General features: G+C 73.3%; 16 protein-coding genes and 1 tRNA gene. 14 read left to right on the top strand and 3 right to left on the bottom strand.

Annotated elements, in window-relative coordinates; translation table 11 throughout:
- Position 1 precedes the first annotated feature (1 nt).
- The 5 genes from murJ (at position 2) to NLX85_RS32165 (ending at position 7,770) form a co-directional block, all read left to right on the top strand.
- Positions 2–1,696: a murein biosynthesis integral membrane protein MurJ gene (gene murJ, locus NLX85_RS32185; protein ID WP_254341567.1), complete on the top strand. Its 1,695-nt coding sequence runs from the start codon at positions 2–4 to the stop codon at positions 1,694–1,696.
- Complete coding sequence (locus tag NLX85_RS32180) at positions 1,693–2,826, top strand: glycosyltransferase family 4 protein (RefSeq protein ID WP_254341565.1); 1,134 nt, start codon at positions 1,693–1,695, stop codon at positions 2,824–2,826. Before murJ ends, NLX85_RS32180 begins: the two co-directional genes overlap by 4 nt.
- Positions 2,826–5,180, top strand: a complete 2,355-nt coding sequence (locus NLX85_RS32175; protein ID WP_254341564.1) for a hypothetical protein — start codon at positions 2,826–2,828, stop codon at positions 5,178–5,180. The genes NLX85_RS32180 and NLX85_RS32175 overlap by 1 nt, the downstream gene beginning before the upstream one ends.
- Before the next feature lie 150 nt (positions 5,181–5,330).
- A complete protein-coding gene (locus NLX85_RS32170; RefSeq protein ID WP_254341562.1) occupies positions 5,331–7,088 on the top strand; it encodes a CTP synthase in 1,758 nt (585 codons plus the stop codon).
- Positions 7,089–7,164: 76 nt separating this feature from the next.
- On the top strand, positions 7,165–7,770 hold the full coding sequence (locus NLX85_RS32165; protein ID WP_254341560.1) for an NUDIX domain-containing protein: 606 nt from the start codon (positions 7,165–7,167) through the stop codon (positions 7,768–7,770).
- A 65-nt stretch (positions 7,771–7,835) separates the two neighbouring features.
- On the opposite strand, the gene NLX85_RS32160 is transcribed toward NLX85_RS32165, so the two are convergent.
- A complete protein-coding gene (locus NLX85_RS32160; RefSeq protein WP_308210894.1) occupies positions 7,836–8,153 on the bottom strand; it encodes a TM2 domain-containing protein in 318 nt (105 codons plus the stop codon).
- A 227-nt stretch (positions 8,154–8,380) separates the two neighbouring features.
- Here NLX85_RS32160 and ald point away from each other — a divergent pair, with 227 nt between their 5' ends.
- The 9 genes from ald to NLX85_RS32115 all read left to right on the top strand — a co-directional run bounded on the left by ald (position 8,381) and on the right by NLX85_RS32115 (position 16,853).
- Positions 8,381–9,496, top strand: coding sequence for an alanine dehydrogenase (gene ald / locus NLX85_RS32155; protein ID WP_254341558.1), 1,116 nt, complete (start codon positions 8,381–8,383; stop codon positions 9,494–9,496).
- Positions 9,493–10,488, top strand: coding sequence for a site-specific tyrosine recombinase XerD (locus NLX85_RS32150; RefSeq protein ID WP_254341592.1), 996 nt, complete (start codon positions 9,493–9,495; stop codon positions 10,486–10,488). Before ald ends, NLX85_RS32150 begins: the two co-directional genes overlap by 4 nt.
- A 233-nt stretch (positions 10,489–10,721) precedes the next feature.
- Positions 10,722–11,645 (top strand): ParA family protein, encoded by a 924-nt coding sequence (locus NLX85_RS32145; protein ID WP_254341557.1) that lies wholly within the window; start codon positions 10,722–10,724, stop codon positions 11,643–11,645.
- Between the two features lie 41 nt (positions 11,646–11,686).
- The gene (locus tag NLX85_RS32140; RefSeq protein WP_254341556.1) at positions 11,687–12,646 is read left to right on the top strand and encodes a ScpA family protein; all 960 of its coding nucleotides are present in this window, start codon (positions 11,687–11,689) and stop codon (positions 12,644–12,646) included.
- Positions 12,643–13,590 carry an SMC-Scp complex subunit ScpB gene (gene scpB, locus NLX85_RS32135; protein WP_254341555.1) on the top strand — a complete coding sequence of 316 codons (948 nt, stop codon included), beginning with the start codon at positions 12,643–12,645 and terminating at the stop codon, positions 13,588–13,590. The genes NLX85_RS32140 and scpB overlap by 4 nt, the downstream gene beginning before the upstream one ends.
- A complete protein-coding gene (locus NLX85_RS32130; protein WP_254341554.1) occupies positions 13,577–14,347 on the top strand; it encodes a pseudouridine synthase in 771 nt (256 codons plus the stop codon). The genes scpB and NLX85_RS32130 overlap by 14 nt, the downstream gene beginning before the upstream one ends.
- Positions 14,348–14,535: 188 nt before the next feature.
- Complete coding sequence (gene cmk, locus NLX85_RS32125) at positions 14,536–15,216, top strand: (d)CMP kinase (RefSeq protein ID WP_254341553.1); 681 nt, start codon at positions 14,536–14,538, stop codon at positions 15,214–15,216.
- The gene (gene der / locus NLX85_RS32120; protein ID WP_374628757.1) at positions 15,213–16,619 is read left to right on the top strand and encodes a ribosome biogenesis GTPase Der; all 1,407 of its coding nucleotides are present in this window, start codon (positions 15,213–15,215) and stop codon (positions 16,617–16,619) included. The genes cmk and der overlap by 4 nt, the downstream gene beginning before the upstream one ends.
- Positions 16,620–16,779: 160 nt before the next feature.
- A tRNA-Pro gene (locus NLX85_RS32115) sits at positions 16,780–16,853 on the top strand.
- Positions 16,854–16,982: 129 nt separating this feature from the next.
- Here the strand turns inward: NLX85_RS32115 and NLX85_RS32110 are convergent.
- Together NLX85_RS32110 and NLX85_RS32105 are read right to left on the bottom strand one after the other, a co-directional pair.
- On the bottom strand, positions 16,983–17,183 hold the full coding sequence (locus NLX85_RS32110; RefSeq protein ID WP_254341552.1) for a hypothetical protein: 201 nt from the start codon (positions 17,181–17,183) through the stop codon (positions 16,983–16,985).
- A gap of 233 nt (positions 17,184–17,416) precedes the next feature.
- Positions 17,417–18,286 (bottom strand): hypothetical protein, encoded by an 870-nt coding sequence (locus tag NLX85_RS32105; RefSeq protein ID WP_254341550.1) that lies wholly within the window; start codon positions 18,284–18,286, stop codon positions 17,417–17,419.
- Positions 18,287–19,413 lie beyond the last annotated feature (1,127 nt).

Below are 19,413 nucleotides of genomic sequence, written 5' to 3'. Positions count from 1 at the left end.
CGTGACGAAACCGGCACCCGTCGCCGTCGCCGGCCGCGTGGCCGGGGCGGCCGCCCTCATCGCCGTCCTCACCGTGGTCAGCCGCCTCGCCGGCTTCGGCCGCACCGCCGTCTTCACCTGGACGCTCGCCCCCACCGACCTCGGGGGCGCGTACCTGGTGGCCAACTACGTCCCGAACTTCATCTTCGAGATCGTCGCCGGTGGGGCGCTGGCCAGCCTCGTCGTACCGCTGCTGGCCGGCGCCGTCGAGGCGGGGGAGCGGCGGGCGGTGGCCGCCACCACCGGGGCGCTGCTCACCTGGACCCTCAGCCTGCTGGTGCCGCTCGCGCTGCTGGTGGCGCTGCTCGCCGACCCGCTGATGGGGCTGCTCGGCCATGGCCTGGACGCCGCCCAGCAGGAGGCCGGGGCGCGGATGCTGCGGGTCTTCGCCCCCCAGTTGCCGCTCTACGGCGTCGGCATCGTGCTCACCGGCGTGCTCCAGGCGCACCGGCGGTTCGCCTGGCCGGTGATCGCCCCGCTGCTGTCCAGCGTCACCGTGATCGTGATCTACCTCGGTTTCACGGCCGCCGAGGGGCGGCTGGCCCGCGTCGCCGAGGTGGGTCGGGGCGGCGAGCTGCTGCTCTCCGGCGGCACCACGCTCGGCGTGGTGGTGCTGTCGCTGTCCCTGCTCATCCCGCTGCGCCGGCTCGGGCTGCGGCCACGTCCCGGCTTCCGGTTCCCCGCCGACGCCCGGGCCCGGGTCGGCGGGCTGGCCGTGGCCGGGGTGGTCACCGTCGCCGCCCAGCAGATCGCCCTGGTCGTCGCGCTCAACCAGGTCACCTACGGCCGGACCGCCGACGTCGGCGTCTACAACCTGGCCCAGACGATCTACTTCCTGCCCTGGGCGGTGCTGGCCGTGCCGGTCGCGGTGGCCGCGTACCCGACCCTGGTGGCGTCCCGGGCGGCCGGCGACGAGCGGGCCTACCGGGAGACGCTCGCGCCGGCGGTCCGCGGGGTGGTGCTGTTCAGCCTGCTCGGAGCCGCGGCGCTGGCCGGCACGGCCGTCCCGGTCGGGCACTTCTTCTTCGACCCCGCGGACGCGGGCACGGCCGCGGCGGGCATCGCGGGCTTCGCCCCCGGCCTGCTCGGCTACGGCCTGTTCGCGGTGCTCACCCGGGCCCTCTACGCGCGCGGGGAGACCCGGTCGGCCACCGTCGCCACCGCGCTCGGCTGGCTCAGCGTGCCGGCGCTGGCCCTGCTGCTCGGGCGCCTGCTGCCCCTCGCGGACCGGGTGCTCGCGGTGACCCTGGCCACCTCCGCCGGCATGCTGCTCCTCGGCGGGCTGCTGATCGCCGCCGTGCGGCGCTCCGCCGGGCCCGCCGCCCTGGCCGGTGTCGGGCGGGCCGGTGCCGCCGGCCTGCTCGCCGCGGTGGTCGCCGCGCTCGGCGGCGCGGCCACCGCCCGCGGACTCGCCGGGCTCACCGGCGGGACCCCGACGACGGCGGAGGCCCTCGCGCAGGGCATGCTGTCCGGGGTCGTGGTCGGCGCCCTGTTCCTCGCCGTCGCCTGGCTGACCGACGCCCGCGACCTCCGGCCGCTGCTCGCGGCCGTGACCCGCCGGCTCGGCCGGCGCCGCCCGCCCGGCGGGGGCGACGGCCCGCAGGCGGACCAGCACCCCGGGGAGCGGGGCGACGGAAAGGAGACCGTTTCCTCATGACGGACGCCTCGTCGACGCCCCGGTGGCCCGGCTCGGTCGCCCTGGTGCTCGCCTCCAGCACCGGCGGGGTGGGGCAGCACATCCGCTCGATCGCCCGGGGCCTCACCGAGGCCGGCGCGTCCGTGCTGGTCTGCGGCCCGGCCGCCACCCAGGACCAGTTCGACTTCACCGGGGCCGGCGCCCGGTTCACGCCGGTGGAGATCCCGGCCAGCCCCACCCCGGCCGACGCGCGGGCCGTCGCCGCGCTGCGCCGGGCCCTCGCCGACACGACTGTCGACGTGGTGCACGCGCACGGGCTGCGGGCCGGCCTGGTCGCCGTCCTTGCCCGCCCGGCCGCCCCGCTCGTGGTCACCTGGCACAACGCCGTGCTGGCCGGCGGGCTGCGCGGCGGGCTGTCCCGGCTCGCCGAGCGGATCGTCGCCCGCAACGTCCGGGTCGCCCTGGGCGCCTCCGCCGACCTGGTCGACCGGGCCGCCGCGCTCGGCGCCGCCGACGCCCGCCTCGCCCCGGTCGCCGCGCCGGCGCTGCCCGCGCCGCGCCGCCGCCGGGCCGCCGTGCGCGCCGAGTTCGGGGTCGGCGCCGACCGCCCGCTGATCCTCTCGGTGGGCCGGCTGCACCCGCAGAAGCGGTACGACATCCTGGTCGACGCCGCCGCCCGGTGGCGGTCCCGGCAACCCGCGCCGCTCGTGGTGATCGCCGGCAGCGGGCCCGCGTACCTGCCGCTCGCCGCGCGGATCTCCGCCGCCCGGGCGCCGGTGACCCTGCTCGGGCACCGCACCGACGTGGCCGACCTGCTGGCCGGCGCCGACCTGGCCGTGGTGACCAGCGACTGGGAGGCCCGCCAGCTCTTCGCCCAGGAGGCGCTGGGGGCCGGCGTACCGCTGGTGGCGACCGCCGTCGGCGGCCTGCCGGAGCTGGTCGGCGACGCCGCCGTGCTGGTCCCCGCCGGTGACGTGGACGCCGTCGACGCCGCGGTGCGCGAGCTGCTGGACGACGAGACCCGCCGGGCCGAGCTGGGCCGCCGGGGCGCCGCCCGGGCCGCGACCTGGCCGACCGAGGCGGACACCACGGGCGGCCTGCTCGACCTCTACGCCGAGCTGACGCCCGAGCACTCGACGGGGAACCGGTGATGCTGCGCAGACTGACCCCGGTGCTGCTGACCCTGGCCGTGGTGGTGCTCGGTATCACGGCGCTGGCCGCCCGCCCGGACAACGGCGCCGCCGAGCGCAACGCCGACTTCGTGGTGCTGGCCGGCGCGGCCGGGCTGCGCTGGGAGGACGTCGACCCGCAGACCACCCCCACGCTGTGGCGGATGGCCGAGCAGGGCTCCATCGGCTCCCTCTCGGTACGCTCCGCGCACCGGCCCACATGCCCCGTCGACGGGTGGCTGACGCTGGGCGCCGGCAACTTCGCCGCCTGGAACGGCAGCCGGTCGGACGGGGGCTGCCCGGCCACCGGGGTGAGCGTCGAGCAGCCCGACGGGATCGGCGCGAACCTGCCGGACCAGGAGGGCGTGGTCGCGTACAACCAGGACCGGCTCTCGTGGGGGGCCACCCCGGGGGCGCTCGCCGAGTCGGTGCGTTGCTCGGTGGCGGTTGGGCCGGGCGCCGCGGTGGCCGCGGCCCGCCCGTTCGGCCGGGTCGACCGGTACGCGCCGGTGCTCCCCGCCGACCCGGCGAAGCTGCTCGGCTCCTGCGTGCTGAGCATCGTCGACCTGGGCACCGTCGACGGGGAGGACCCGGCCAGCCGGGCCGCCCAGGCCCGCCAGGTGGACGCCCAGCTCGCCCGGGTGCTCGCCGCCCGGCCGCCGCGCTCGCTGGTCCTGGTCGCCGGGGTGTCGGACACCGACACGCCGGCGCGGCTGCACGTCGCGGTGGCCGACGGGCCGGGCTGGGAGCGGGGCTGGCTGACCTCGCCGAGCACCGCCCGCGAGGGCTACCTGCAACTGGTCGACCTGGCCCCCACCGCGCTGGCGGCCCTCGGCCGGCCGATGCCCGAGCGGCTCTTCCTCGGCCGGCCCGCCCTGTCGGTCGACGGGCGCCCCGACGACCTGCGGGCCGCGATCGACGCGCCGGCCGACGCGGATCGGGAGGCCGCCGCCCAGCGCCGGGTCGCCGGCTGGTTCTTCACCCTGCTGGCCGCCGCGCAGGTGGCCCTCGCCGTGGCGGTGCTGCCGCTGCTGCGCCGGGCCCGCCGGCACGCCGGCCCGCACGGGCCCGAGCCGGTGTCCCGGCGGGTGGTGGCCGTGGTGGAACTGCTGTTGATCGGCGCCGCGCTCGCCGTGCCGGCCGCCCTGCTCGCCGACGCCGTGCCCTGGTGGCGGGGGCAGCACGCCGGCTGGTGGTTCGCCTCGGTGACCGCCCTGCTGGTCGTGGGTGGCACCGCCGCGGTCCGGTTCAGCCCCGGCCACGAGCGCACCCTCGGGCCCCTCGGCGCGGTGGCCGGCCTGGCCACCCTGGTGGTCGGGGTGGACGTGCTCACCGGCTCCCGGTTGCAGCTCAACGGCGTGGTCGGCTACTCCGCCCTGGAGGGCGGCCGGTACGCCGGCCTGGGCACCGTCGGGCTGGGCGTGTTCATCGCCGGTTCGCTGCTCTGCGGCGGCTGGCTGGCCCAGCGGGTCCGCCGGGCGTGGCGCCCCATGGTGATGGTCGCGGTCGGCGGTGCCGCCGTGGTGATCGTGGGCAGCCCCTACCTGGGCGCCGACTCGATCGGCGCGATCGCGCTCACCGCCGGGGTGAGCGTCGCCGCCGCGATCTGCTCCGGCGGCTGGCTGACCGTGAGCCGGCTGGCCTGGGCGACCATGGCCGGGCTGGCGGTCACCATCGGTTTCGCCGTGGTGGACGCGGGCCGGCCGGAGGCCGAGCGGGGCAGCCTGGGCCGGTTCCTCGCCGCCCTCGGCGACGGCACCGGCGGGCTCACCGTGCATCGGTCCAGCGCCGCCAACTTCCAGACCCTGGTGAACAGCCCGCTCACCGTGCTGGCCCTGGCCGGCGCCGCGCTGGTCTGGTTCGCCCTGCTCCAGCCGTGGGGCGGGCTCATGCGGCTGTTCGGCATCTACCCGGCGATCCGGGCGGCGATGGCCGGCACCGGGGTGGCCGCCGGCCTCGGTGGCCTGCTGGGCGGCTCGGCCCTGGACGTGGCCGGGGCGGCGGGGGCCCTGGTGGTGCCCATGGCGGCCCTCGCGGCCCTGCGGGTGCTCGACCACTCCACCGACCGCACCCAGCCCGGCAGCGGCCGTCCGGGCGACGAGGGCGGGGCGACACCGCCCGACGGCCCCACGGGCGAAGGGCCCAGCGGTGGACGCGCGGCCGGGGCCACCGGCGCGGGCCGCGCCGCCCGGCCCGACCCCGACGCGGCCGACGCCCCGGAGGGCACGCCGGCGGAGCCCGGCCGGGGCACGCCGGCGCCGGACGCGGCCGCCGGCCGGGCGCCCCGGGTGCCGGCCCAGCCGGGTCCGGCATCGACCGAGGTGCCCGCCGGCTGAGCCGGATACGGCTTCACGTGCGCCGACGGTGGGTGCGGCACCGCTGCGGGGCCGGGGAGGTGTTACCGTGGAATCCCGTGGATCGCGTGATCACTTGGCTGATCGGCACGGCGGTTCGCACGACCGCTACGGACGACACGGGAGCAGGCCTTGGCCCCTTCAGCACGGACGACCAGGCACATTTTCGTCACCGGGGGCGTCGCCTCCTCGCTGGGTAAGGGCCTCACCGCCTCCAGCCTCGGCAACCTGCTCAGCGCGCGCGGGCTGCGCGTGGTGATGCAGAAGCTCGACCCGTACCTCAACGTCGACCCCGGGACGATGAACCCGTTCCAGCACGGCGAGGTCTTCGTCACCGAGGACGGCGCCGAGACCGACCTCGACGTCGGCCACTACGAGCGGTTCCTCGACCGGGACCTGTCCGGCAAGGCGAACGTCACCACCGGGCAGATCTACTCGGCGGTGATCGCCAAGGAGCGGCGCGGCGAGTACCTGGGCGACACCGTCCAGGTCATCCCGCACATCACCAACGAGATCAAGGCGCGGATCCTCGGCATGGCCGACCCGGACGCCGACGGCCAGGTCCCCGACGTGGTGATCACCGAGGTCGGCGGCACGGTCGGCGACATCGAGTCGCTGCCGTTCCTGGAGGCGATCCGCCAGGTCCGGCACGACCTGGGCCGGGACAACTGCTTCTACCTGCACGTGTCGCTGGTGCCCTACCTGGCGCCGTCCGGCGAGCTGAAGACCAAGCCGACCCAGCACTCGGTGGCCCAGCTGCGCAGCATCGGCATCCAGCCGGACGCCCTGGTGCTGCGCTGCGACCGGGAGATCCCGGACAAGGTCAAGGAGAAGCTCTCGCTCTACTGCGACGTCGACCGGGAGGCGGTCACCGCCGCCCCGGACGCGCCGAGCATCTACGACATCCCGAAGGTGCTGCACCGCGAGGGCCTCGACGCGTACGTGGTGCGCCGGCTCGGCCTCTCCTTCCGGGACGTGGACTGGACCCGCTGGGACGACCTGCTCGACCGGGTGCACCAGCCGCGCCACACGGTGACCGTGGCGCTGGTCGGCAAGTACGTCGACCTGCCCGACGCCTACCTGTCGGTCAGCGAGGCCATCCGGGCCGCCGGCTTCGGCCACCGGGCCCGGGTGCAGCTGCGCTGGGTGCCCAGCGACGACTGCGGCACCCCGGCCGGCGCGGCGGCCGCCCTGGCCGGCGTCGACGGCATCGTGATTCCCGGCGGCTTCGGCGTCCGGGGCATCGAGGGCAAGATCGGCACCGCCCGGTACGCCCGGGAGAACGGCGTCCCGCTGCTCGGCCTCTGCCTCGGCCTGCAGTGCATGACCATCGAGGTGGCCCGCCACCTGGCCGGCCTGGACGGGGCGAACTCCCTGGAGTTCGACGAGGAGGCCACCCACCCGGTCATCGCCACCATGGCCGACCAGGAGGACATCGTCGCCGGCAAGGGCGACCTCGGCGGCACCATGCGGCTCGGCGCGTACCCGGCGAAGCTGGCCGAGGGCTCGCTGGTCGCCGAGGCGTACGGCAGCACCGAGGTCAGCGAGCGGCACCGGCACCGGTACGAGGTGAACAACGCCTACCGCGACCAGCTCACCAAGGCCGGCCTCACCATCTCCGGCACCTCGCCGGACGGCCGGCTGGTCGAGTTCGTCGAGCTGGACCGGGACCTGCACCCGTTCTTCGTGGCCACCCAGGCGCACCCCGAGCTGAAGAGCCGGCCGACCCGGCCGCACCCGCTCTTCGCCGCGTTCGTGAAGGCGGCCGTGGCGTACTCCGAGGCCGACCAGCTCCCGGTCGACCTGGACGCCCCGGCGGAGGCCGCCGCGGCGAAGAAGGCGGCCCGCAACGGCGGCGCGGCGGCGGCGAAGGCGGCGTCCGCGTCGTGAGCGAGCGGAGCGAGCGAACCATTCGGCTCAGCAGCGCGGCGCCTCGCGCCGCCGTCGAGCGAAGCGAGTCGGTGGCGTGAGCGCCGTCGAGCACCGGTACGAGGTGACCGGGCACCGGGAGATCTGGTCGGGCCGGATCTTCTCGGTGGTCAGCGACGACGTGACCATGCCGGGCGGGGGCACGGCCACCCGCGACTACGTGACGCACGTCGGCGCGGTGGCCGTGGTGGCGCTCGACGACGCCGGCCAGGTGGTGCTCATCCGGCAGTACCGGCACCCGGTGGGCCGGCACCTGTGGGAGCTGCCGGCCGGGCTGATGGACGTCCGGGGCGAGGACCTGGCCGCCGCGGCGGCCCGGGAGCTGGCCGAGGAGGCCGACCTGACCGCCGGCAGCATGGACGTCCTGGTCGACCTGCACAGCTCGCCCGGGTTCAGCAACGAGGTGGTCCGGGTCTTCCTGGCCCGCGACCTCGCCGACGTGCCCGCCGGGGAGCGCCACGACCGGCGCGACGAGGAGGCCGACCTCCAGGTGGTCCGGGTCGACCTCGACGAGGCGGTCCGGATGGTCCTGGCCGGCGAGATCACCAACGCCTCCTGCGTGGCCGGGCTGCTCGCCGCCGCCCGCGCCCGGGAGACCGGGTTCGCGGAGCTGCGCCGCGCGGAGGCTCCGCTGCCCCGCTGACCGGTACGGACGACGAAGGGGCCGCGCGGTGCGTACACCGCGCGGCCCCTTTCCGCTGTCGACGATCAGTCGCGCAGCGGGCGGCCCTGCCCGTCAACGCCACCGTTGACCAGGATCAGGATGCCGTCGATGGTGCCCCACAGGGCGCCGGCGCCGCAGGTCACGACGCTCACCACGAGCTGGAGCACGCCAGTCTTGGTGTCGCCCATGTAGAAGCGCCCGGCGCCGAAGAAGCCGAGCAGGATGCCCAGGATGCCCGCGACGACCTTGCTCTTGTCCGAGACGCCCTGCGGGTACTGCTGGTAAGGAGGAGTGGTCATGAGCGGACACCTTAGTGATCGACTGGCGTCCTGTCCGCACCGACGCCCATACGGTGGAAGGATATTTACCGAACATTGTCCTGACGGCTGAGGCGGTCTCCACCGCCCAGCCCGGTCGATGCCTGACACACCGTCAGCACGACCGGGCACCGGATGTCACTGTGTTGGCCTCCGTGGGGTTCCCACGCGCCTAGACTGCCGCCGGCGGGACCGGTGGACCGCGTCGGCAAAGGGGCCGTCGCGGCGCCGCGCAGTCGGGGGTGAGCTGCCCCGAGGAAGGTGTCTGCATCGTGAAGGTCGGAATCCCACGCGAGGTCAAGAACCACGAGTACCGCGTGGCGATCACGCCCGCGGGCGTCAACGAGTTCACCCGCCACGGCCACGAGGTCTTCGTCGAGTCCGGCGCGGGCGTCGGCTCCAGCATCACCGACGACGAGTTCGCCGCCGCCGGCGCGAAGATCCTGGCCACCGCCGACGAGGTCTGGGACACCGCCGAGCTGGTGCTCAAGGTCAAGGAGCCGATCGCCGAGGAGTACCACCGGATGCGCGAGGGGCAGGTGCTCTTCACCTACCTGCACCTGGCCGCCTCGAAGGAGTGCACCGACGCGCTGCTGGACCGCAAGGTCACCGGCATCGCGTACGAGACCGTCGAGATGCCCGACCGCTCGCTGCCGCTGCTCGCCCCGATGTCCGAGGTGGCCGGCCGGCTCGCCCCGCAGGTGGGCGCCTTCTACATGATGCGCACCGGCGGCGGCCGGGGCGTGCTGCCCGGCGGCGTCTCCGGCGTGTACGCGGCCAAGACCGTGGTCATCGGCGCCGGCGTCTCCGGCCTGAACGCCGCCGCCATCGCGCTCGGCCTGCAGTCCGAGGTGCTGCTGCTGGACAAGAACGTCGCCCGGCTGCGCCAGGCCGACGCCATCTACCGGGGCCACCTGCAGACCGTCGCCTCCAACGCGTACGAGATCGAGCGGGCCGTGCTCGACGCCGACCTGGTCATCGGCGCGGTGCTGGTGCCGGGCGCGAAGGCCCCGAAGCTCATCTCCAACGAGCTGGTCTCCCGGATGAAGCCGGGCAGCGTGCTCGTCGACATCGCCATCGACCAGGGCGGCTGCTTCGAGGACTCGCGTCCGACCACGCACGCCGACCCGGTCTACAAGGTGCACGACTCGATCTTCTACTGCGTGGCGAACATGCCCGGCGCGGTGCCGAACACCAGCACCTACGCGCTGACCAACGTCACCCTGCCGTACGCCCTCGAACTGGCCAACCAGGGCTGGCAGCAGGCGCTGCGCAACGACCCGGCGCTGGCGCTCGGCCTGAACACGCACGCCGGTCAGGTCGTCTACGGCCCGGTCGCCGAGGCACACGGCATGGAGACGCTGCCGCTGGCGAAGGTGCTGGGCTGACCGACTCCACGGTCGAAGGGGCCGGTGCGGGCGTCGAGCCCGCGCCGGCCCTGCGCCGTGCCGTCCGGGGCTACCTGGACCACCTCACCGTCGAGCGGGGACTGTCCACGAACACCCTCGCCTCGTACCGCCGGGACCTGGACCGCTACCTGTCCACCCTGGCCGCCGCCGGGGTGACCGACCTGGCCGCCGTCGGGCCCGCCGAGATCGAGGCGCACCTGGCCCGCCTGCGCGCCGGCGACGCCGACCACCCGCCGCTCGCCGTCTCCTCCGCCGCCCGCGCGGCCAGCGCCGTGCGCGGCCTGCACCGCTTCGCGCTGCGCGAGGGTACGGCCGGCGCCGACCCCAGCCGCGACGTCCGCCCGCCCACCCCGCCGCGCCGGTTGCCCCGGGCGCTGCCGGTCGACGCCGTGGTCCGGCTGCTGGAGACCGCCGGCCCGGTCGCCGCCACCGGCGAGGACGCGCCCCGCGCCCTGCGCGACCGGGCGCTGCTGGAATTCCTGTACGGCACCGGCGCGCGCATCTCCGAGGCGGTCGGCGCGGTCGTGGACGACCTCGACCTCGACGCCGGGACCGTGCTGCTGCACGGCAAGGGCGGCAAGACCAGGCTCGTGCCGGTCGGCGGGTACGCGGCCGAGGCGCTGCGCGCGTGGCTGGTCCGGGGCCGCCCGGCGCTGCTCGCCGCGGGCCGGGGCACCCCGGCGGTCTTCGTCAACGCCCGCGGCGGACCGCTCACCCGGCAGGGCGCCTGGACCGTGCTGCGCGCCGCGGCCGGACGGGCCGGCCTGCCGGTCGACGGGCCCGACGCGGTCTCCCCGCACACCCTGCGCCACTCGTACGCCACCCACCTGCTCGACGGCGGGGCCGACGTGCGGGTCGTGCAGGAACTGCTCGGCCACGCCTCGGTGACCACCACCCAGGTGTACACGTTGGTCACCGTGGAGCGGCTGCGGGAGGTCTACGCGACCGCCCACCCACGGGCGCGCGGCTGAGCGCGAGGAGTGGGCCGGGGTTGCGCGCCCCGCAGTCGCGAACGAAACAGCGTCCCGGCCGACCACCCGCCCCCGACACGCCGACCCGCTACCGAACGCGCTGCTGGCACGTGGCGTACAGTCGGCATCGGCGCGGGCCTCCAGGGGTGACGGACCGGGGGTGCGCAGCGGCGCCGCGAGGGACGTCGGACGGCTCCGACGCCGGGTGGTCGTCGGGAGGGGGCAACGAGGACATGGCAGGAAACGGTGACCGTGCCGAGACCTGGACGTCGGAGCTCCGTGAGCAGCAGGCGACGCTCGGCGCCGACCTCGGCCCCGCCGACCCGGCCGCGTACACCATGCGCAAGCCGATCCCGGAGCCGATGCCGACCGACCGGCACGGCCCGGCGCGGATCATCGCGATGGCCAACCAGAAGGGTGGCGTCGGCAAGACCACGACCACCATCAACCTGGGCGCCGCGCTCGCCGAGTACGGCCGCAAGGTGCTGCTCGTCGACTTCGACCCGCAGGGCGCCCTCTCCGTGGGCCTCGGCGTCAACCCGCACAACCTCGACCTGTCGGTCTACAACCTGCTCATGCAGGACGACGTCACCGCCGAGGACGTCCTCATCAAGACGGACGTGGCCGGGCTGCACCTGCTGCCGGCCAACATCGACCTCTCCGCCGCCGAGATCCAGCTGGTCAACGAGGTCGCCCGGGAGATGGCCCTGGCGCGGGTGCTCCGCACGGTCCGCAAGGAGTACGACTTCATCCTGATCGACTGCCAGCCCTCGCTGGGCCTGCTGGCGATCAACGCGCTGACCGTGGCGCACGGCGTGCTCATCCCGCTGGAGTGCGAGTTCTTCAGCCTGCGTGGTGTCGCGCTGCTGCTGGACACCATCGACAAGGTGCGCGAGCGCCTCAACTTCGACCTTGAGCTCGAGGGCATCCTCGCCACCATGTACGACAGCCGCACCACCCACTGCCGCCAGGTGCTCCAGCGGGTGGTGGAGGCGTTCGGCGACAAGGTCTACCAGACGGTGATCACCAAGACCGTCAAGTTCCCCGAGTCGACGGTGGCCGGCGCCCCGATCACCACCCTCGACCCGGCCTCCTCGGGCGCGCGCAACTACCGCCAGCTCGCCCGCGAGGTGATCGCCGCCCAGGCGGAGCGGTAGGCCGTCCGCCGGGTGCCCGGGTCGTGGACTACGGTTTGCCGGTGACCGCACCGCCCCTCGACCCGCCGCACGGCGCCGCCGATCCGGTGGCCGCCGCAGAGCTGGCCGCCGAGGTCGACGGCGTGGTGCCCGCCGCCCCGGCCGCCGTCGAGGAGACCAGCGGCTTCACCGTCCGGCTGGACAACTTCACCGGCCCGTTCGACCTGCTGCTCCAGCTCATCAGCAAGCACAAGCTGGACGTCACCGAGGTGGCCCTGCACAAGGTCACCGACGAGTTCATCGCGTACCTGCGGGCCATGGGCGACCAGTGGGACCTGGACGAGACCAGCGAGTTCCTGCTGGTCGCCGCTACCCTGTTGGACCTCAAGGCGGCCCGGCTGCTGCCCGCCGCCGAGGTGGAGGACGAGGAGGACCTGGCCCTGCTGGAGGCCCGGGACCTGCTCTTCGCCCGGCTGCTGCAGTACAAGGCGTACAAGGAGGCGGCGGCGCACATCGCCGAGCTGGAGTCGGTCGGCGGGCGGCGCTACCCGCGCGCGGTCACCCTGGAACCCCGGTACGCCGAGGCGCTGCCCGACCTGGTGCTCGGCATCGGCCCGGAGCGGCTGCTCAAACTGGCGCTCAAGGCGATGACCCCGAAGCCGGTGCCCGAGGTGTCCATCGCGCACGTGCACATGGTCCGGGTCAGCGTCCGGGAGCACGCCGAGATCATCTCCGAGCGGCTGCGCCGCGCCGGCACCGCCAGCTTCTCGCTGCTCTGCGCCGACTGCGAGATCACCCTGGAGGTGGTGGCCCGCTTCCTGGCGCTGCTGGAGCTCTACCGGCAGGGCCTCGTGGCCTTCGTCCAGGAGCAGGCGCTGGAGGAGCTGACCGTGCGCTGGACCGGCTCCGCCGACGGCGGCACCGAGCTGACCATCGACGAGTACGCCGGCAACCCGGAGCCGGCCACCCCGCCCGCCCCGGCGGCGGACGACCCCGGCAACCCCGCAGGAGTGACCCGATGAGCGACGAGGAACGCCGCGACTCGCTGGCCGACCAGGCCGCCGCCTGGATCCCCCCGTGGGAACGCCCCACCCCACCGAAGCCCGAGGGCCCCGACGAGCCGCCCGCCGAGCCCGAGTCGCTCGCCGAGCCGGAGATCTTGGACGCTGACCGTTCGTCTCGAACGGAAACCCTCCACGATCCGGTGGGGGAGAGCGCGACGGAGCCGACGGCCGGGCCGGATGCGGCCCCCGGAGCGGGGGAGCCGGCCGCGGCGACCCCGCGCGCCGGCGAGGTGATCGACCTCGACGCCCCGGCCGGGGCCGACGCCGGCGAGCCGGAGGGGGAGGGCGGCGTCGGCGTACCCGGGAAGCGGGGACGGCGGCGGCCCACGCCGCCGCCGGAGCCCGCGCCCGTGCTCGACGACGCCGAGCTGCGCGGCGCCCTGGAGGCCATCCTGCTGGTGGTGGACCAGCCGGTCAGCGAGCTGACCCTGGCCCAGGTGCTGGAGCAGTCCCCGGAGCGGATCGGCCCGATGCTCGACGAGATCGCCGCCGGCTACACGACCGCGGGGCACGGCTTCGAGCTGCGCCGGGCCGCGGGTGGTTGGCGTCTCTACACCCGCCCGGAATACGCGACCTACGTCGAGCGGTTCGTGCTGGAGGGCCAGTCGGTGCGGCTGACCCAGGCCGCGCTGGAGACCCTCGCGGTGATCGCCTACAAGCAGCCGGTGACCCGGTCGCGGATCTCCGCGATCCGGGGTGTCAACTGCGACGGCGTGATCCGTACCCTGGTCTCCCGGGGCCTGGTCGAGGAGTGCGGCACCGAGGCCGACAGTGGGGCGTTCCTCTACCGGACCACCACGATGTTCCTGGAGAAGCTGGGGCTGAACTCGGTGGACGACCTGCCGCCCCTGGCCCCCTTCCTCCCCGACGACGTAGAAGAGCTTGCCGATGCGACGCGATGACCGTGCCCCGAAGCCCGACGCTCCCGTGTACGAGGGCGCCGAGCGCCTCCAGAAGGTGCTCGCCGCCGCGGGGGTGGGTTCGCGGCGCGCCTGCGAGGACCTGATCTTCCGGCGCCGGGTCACCGTCAACGGCCGGGTCGCCCAGCTCGGCGACAAGGCCGACCCGGCGCGCGACGTCATCCACGTCGACGGCGAGCGGCTCCAGGCCGACGTCCGCCTGGTCTACGTGGCGATGAACAAGCCGCGCGGGGTGGTCACCACCATGGCCGACGAGAAGGGCCGCACCGAGCTCGCCGACTTCATCGGCGCGCGGCTGGAGCAGCGGGTCTACCACGTCGGGCGGCTCGACGCGGACAGCGAGGGCCTGCTGCTGCTCACCAACGACGGCACCCTGGCCCACAAGCTCATGCACCCGTCGTACGAGGTGCTCAAGACCTACCTCGCCGAGGTGGCCGGGCCGATCCCGCGCAACCTGAGCAAGCGGCTGACGGCCGGCGTCGAGCTGGAGGACGGGCCGGTGAAGGTCGACTCCTTCAGAGTGGTGGGCACCCTGGGCAAAACCGCCCAGGTGGAGCTGAGCCTGCACGAGGGGCGCAAGCACATCGTCCGGCGTCTGATGGCCGAGGTGGGACACCCGGTGTCCCGGCTGATCCGTACCTCGATCGGTCCGATCAAGCTCGGCGACCTGCGCACCGGGCGGCTGCGGCGGCTGACCAACGCGGAGGTCGCCGCCCTGTTCAAGGCGGTGGGTGACTGACCCGGCCGATCGGGTACCGCTCCCGGTAGGCTTCGACGCGGCCCGCGGGCCGGCGGGTGGCGTGGGACGCCCCCGGCGGCGTCCCGTGCGGCCACCCCGCGCGGCGCGGGATGATTGACGACAGGACAACCGCTCAACGGCGCCGGAGACACCGGCGACCCGCGAGGTACGGGCTGAGGAGGACAACGGTGGAGGAAAACGTACGGGCCGGGCGCTGCGTGGTCGCTGTGGACGGGCCGTCCGGTTCGGGTAAGTCCACCGTGTCGCGGCGGCTCGCGGTCAGCCTGGGCGCCCGCTACCTCGACACCGGCGCCATGTACCGGGCGCTCACCTGGGCGGTGCTGCGCTCCGGCGTCGACCTGACCGATATCGAGTCGGTGGCCAAGGTCGCCGGCGAGGTCGACCTGCGCATCGGCACCGACCCCCAGGGGTACGGCGTGACCGCCGACGGCGTCGACGTGGCCACGGAGATCCGCGGCCCCGAGGTGACCGGCGCGGTCTCCGCGGTGGCCGCCGTGGGCGCCGTCCGCGAGCTGCTGGTCGCCCGGCAGCGGCAGCTGATCGCCGACGCCGGCCGGATCGTGGTCGAGGGTCGCGACATCGGTTCCGTGGTGGCGCCCGACGCCGACCTGAAGGTCTACCTGACCGCGTCCGAGGCGGCCCGCGCCCAGCGGCGCAGCGCCGAGGACGCCGCCGACGTCTCGGCGACCGCCGCCGACCTGGCCCGCCGGGACAAGCTGGACTCGACCCGCAAGGTCAACCCGCTCCAGCAGGCCGCCGACGCGGTCGTGCTGGACACCACCGAGCTGGGCATCGACGAGGTCGTCGACCGGCTGCGCGCGCTGCTCACCGAGCGGGGTGTGGCGTGAGCGACGAATTCGGAGGCTGGGTCGAGCTGCGCGAGCCGGAGCTCGAGCCCGGCGAGCCGACCGGCCCGCAGCCGGTGGTGGCCGTGGTCGGCCGCCCCAACGTGGGCAAGTCCACACTGGTCAACCGCATCATTGGCCGCCGGCAGGCGGTCGTCGAGGACATCCCCGGCGTGACCCGGGACCGGGTGCCGTACGACGCGCAGTGGAACGGCCGGGCGTTCACCGTGGTGGACACCGGCGGCTGGGAGCCGGACGCCAAGGACCGGGCCGCGGCCATCGCCGCCCAGGCCGAGACGGCCGTCGTCACCGCCGACGTGGTGCTCTTCGTGGTCGACGCCATGGTCGGCTCGACCGATGTGGACGAGGCCGCCGTGAAGATGCTGCGGCGCAGCGCCAAGCCGGTGATCCTGGTGGCCAACAAGGCCGACAACACGGCCATCGAGATGGAGTCGACCGCGCTGTGGTCGCTCGGCCTCGGTGAGCCGTTCCCGGTCTCCGCGCTGCACGGCCGCGGCTCCGGCGACCTGCTCGACGCCATCATGGCGGCGCTGCCCGAGGCGCCGAAGATCGTGGAGAACCGCCCGCGCGGCCCGCGCCGCGTCGCCCTGGTCGGTCGCCCCAACGTCGGCAAGTCCAGCCTGCTCAACCGCTTCTCGGGCGAGGATCGGGCGGTGGTCGACGCGGTCGCCGGCACCACCGTCGACCCGGTCGACAGTCTCGTGGAGATCGGCGGCGAGACCTGGCAGCTGGTCGACACCGCCGGCCTGCGCAAGCGGGTCGGCAAGGCCAGCGGCACCGAGTACTACGCCAGCCTGCGCACCGCCTCGGCGATCGAGGCGGCCGAGGTGGCCGTGGTGCTGCTCGACTCCAGCGAGGTGATCAGCGAGCAGGACCAGCGCGTCCTCACCATGGTGGTCGAGGCCGGCCGGGCCCTGGTGATCGCCTTCAACAAGTGGGACCTGGTCGACGGCGACCGCCGCTACTACCTCGACAAGGAGATCGACCGGGAGCTGCGCCGCATCCCCTGGGCGATCCGGCTGAACCTGTCGGCGAAGACCGGCCGGGCGGTCGACAAGCTCGCCCCGGCGCTGCGCAAGGCCCTGGCCAGCTGGGAGACCCGCATCCCGACGGCGCAGCTCAACCAGTGGCTCACCGCCCTGGTCCAGGCCACCCCGCACCCGGTGCGCGGCGGCCGGGCCCCGCGCATCCTCTTCGCCACCCAGGCCGGCGTGTCCCCGCCGCGCTTCGTGCTGTTCACCACCGGCCCGCTCGACGCCGGCTACCAGCGCTTCGTGGAGCGCAAGCTCCGCGAGGAGTTCGGCTTCGAGGGCACCCCGATCGACATCTCGGTCCGCCCGCGTAAGAAGCTCGGCCCGGGCGGCCGGGGCAAGGCCCACGGCTGAGCCGTCCCGGAAGAAGCCGCCGGGGTCCAATCCCCGGCGGCTTCTTTCCTAGGACGCTCTAGGGGGAGTGCGGCGTGGCACCCGGTGGGGCCTGTGCGCAGGGCTGAGGATCTTGCGCTAAGCTGTACCGGCTGCCGCGGGGAACACCGCGCGGGGGCATCGGGACGTGGCGCAGTTTGGTAGCGCACTTGACTGGGGGTCAAGGGGTCGTCGGTTCGAATCCGGCCGTCCCGACGCAGGTCAAAGGCCATTCGGGAATCTCCGGATGGCCTTTTCTGATCTTGTAAAGCAGTGGAGTACAGCAACGGCTCATTGATCGAGGCTCTGACCGAGCTTCCGTAGGGCCTCCCGGCTCGCCTTGGACTAGACCTGGCTGTAGATCTCCTTCGTGATCGAGAAGTCGGCGTGTCTCAGGATCGCCATGGCGACCCGGGGATGCACGTCCAGGTCGACCAGCAGGGAACCGCAGGTGCGCCGGGCGTCGTGGACCGTGATCTTCGGGACGCCCGCGCGGGCGATGCGGCTGTCGTAGGAGCGGTTGAAGTTCCGCGGCTCAACCGGCAACCCGTAGCGGGTCGTGACGACGATGCCGGTGCCGTGCGAGACCTCTCCGGTTCTCTCCCTGGCTGCCTCATGTTGCCGCTTGGGAGTGCTGCAGCGCGGTGGCGCAGATCGCCGGCAGCGGGAGCGTCGAGTGCCTCCGTCCTAGTGGCCGGTACAGCAGCTGGCCCTGTAGCCGGTGGAGCTAGCCCCGGCCAAAGCCACGGGTCAACGGCCTGGCGTCATGACCAGATGGCTCAGGCTTCGCTACGCCGCCCTTCCCGGTCTGTCTCTGGGGGAGTTTGCATGGGCGGTGGAGGTGCGTTCGGCGGTGGCGGATGAACGAAACTGAGTCGTGCTTCGCGGTACCGGTTGGTTACCTCGAATCCGTCCAAGCGCATGAGTTTGGTTAGCTGCGCGGCCGTTCGGCGTTCTCCTGAGAGATTTCTCGGAACCGGCAGGCGCAGACGTTCGTAGAGGCTGAAGCGGTTGAGTTCGATTACAACCGCAAGGGCCGTGCCATACTCGTGCGCCAGAACCACGGCGCCACGGTAGGAGAGGAATGCCACGAGGTATGGGGCGAGCGCTAGAAGTAGATGCCAACCATCGGTCCACATGGCGATGACGGTGACCGCGGTCGCCACCAGCCCGAGCACGCAGCTGCGTATCGCGAGCTCGAGTTGCATCCGTTGGTTCCTGACGTAGTCCACATCCCTCTGATCTGCGACTTGCAGCAAGCGCGGAACGAAGGTGATCGCATCGGTGCCGTACATGCTGCCGGCCAGCATCTCGTACCGCCGCAAGACGTTACCGAGACGAGTCGGCATCACATCTTCGGCCTGATGAGGATACGCGTTGTACAACCGGCTTGCTTCCCTGCTTGACCACACATACGACACCTGTGATCGATTCGCCTGCCAGCTCCGCGCCCAGGGTGGTTGGTCGGGCCTAGGTCTAGCCGCAAGGTCGTCGTCCATGTTTCGCGCAAGCAACCGCTGCGCAAGCCGGCGGTGGCGCATTACGCCGGCCACAGCAAGCCAGCGGCCCAACCACGACAGCCCCCAGTAGCCCTCTAGTGCTTGAATCAAGGCGAACTGAAGAGGATGCAGAGCCACGGCCAGGGTCACGCTTAGCACGCCGAGTCCTGCGATTGCTTTGAGATCAACTGACCGGAATGCGAGCGCAAGGTCTACCTCGTCGGAGCCCCAAGTGCCAGTCCTTGAGAGCAGTAGGAGATATGCGGCGAAGACGGTTGACGGCACTAGGCTCACGACCACGAAGTAGCGGCCGACGGACATGACTCCGGACATTGAGGACTCGCCGCCTCCGGCCATGGCTCACCGTCACTAGGGCCGATACTGCTCGCAGGTTGGCTCCGTACACGTCCACCGGCGGGACACCTCTTCCACCGCTGGGGCGCCACAGTCGTCACAGCGGCCGCCCCGAAACTGGTGCCCGCTGCTACATCCGTACAGGGCGCCTTCTACGCTTCGCGCTCCCCCACGGCAGTGAGGACACTGGAGAACAAGCCCACCCTGCGGGGTAAAGCCAGGCGGGATAGAGCCCGGCGAGGACATCCTGGCTTCCTCCTCCGCACCTACGAAAGCGTCATTTCGACAACCATGCCATGTCAGCGGGACTTGTAGCATCAGCCGTACGCGCGATCAGTATTGTCCTCGATGTGAGGATCCTTGATCATTGGCCGCGCCTGCGCAGGACGACTCGACGCCTCGCGGATGCGACGCCGTGGCTGTGGCCGGTTGTATTGATCGTCGCGGGCTCGGTGGGCGGCAAGCTCGGGGGGCTCGTCAAGCTTCCAGGACTTGGAGCCGGTGCAGGCATGGCGTTCGTCGCGGGGGCGCTCACTCTGGGGGTAGTGGAAGACACTCGTTGGTCATCTCGTTCCCGAAGCGAGCACCGGTCAGCCGAGTAGGGGGACGGCGAGAATGGCCGCCCTCGACGCCTCACATGATCGTCTTCGTAGCAACGCGCAGGATCATGCCTTCAGAGAGAGCGGCCATAGCTGATGCGTAGGGACCATGCGGGGACCACGCGATCAGCGCGAGTGCAGTCACCGCGAACCATTTATGGTCCAAGACAACCCGGCGAGTGCGTGGCGCGCAGCAACTCTTGACCCAACGTCCCGGGGGGCCAAGGGGTCGTCGATTCCATTCCGGCGTCCCGACCCCCAGCTCAAAGCGCATCCAGTCGATGGATGTGCCCTCTTGTCGTAGCCGGCCGTCTCGCCGGGTGA

The sequence above is a fragment of the Micromonospora sp. A3M-1-15 genome, assembly GCF_024213425.1.
In the GTDB taxonomy this organism is placed as follows: domain Bacteria; phylum Actinomycetota; class Actinomycetes; order Mycobacteriales; family Micromonosporaceae; genus Micromonospora; species Micromonospora chersina.
Note: the sequence above shows the minus strand (reverse complement) of the source record. Positions and strands in the feature narration are given on the sequence as shown.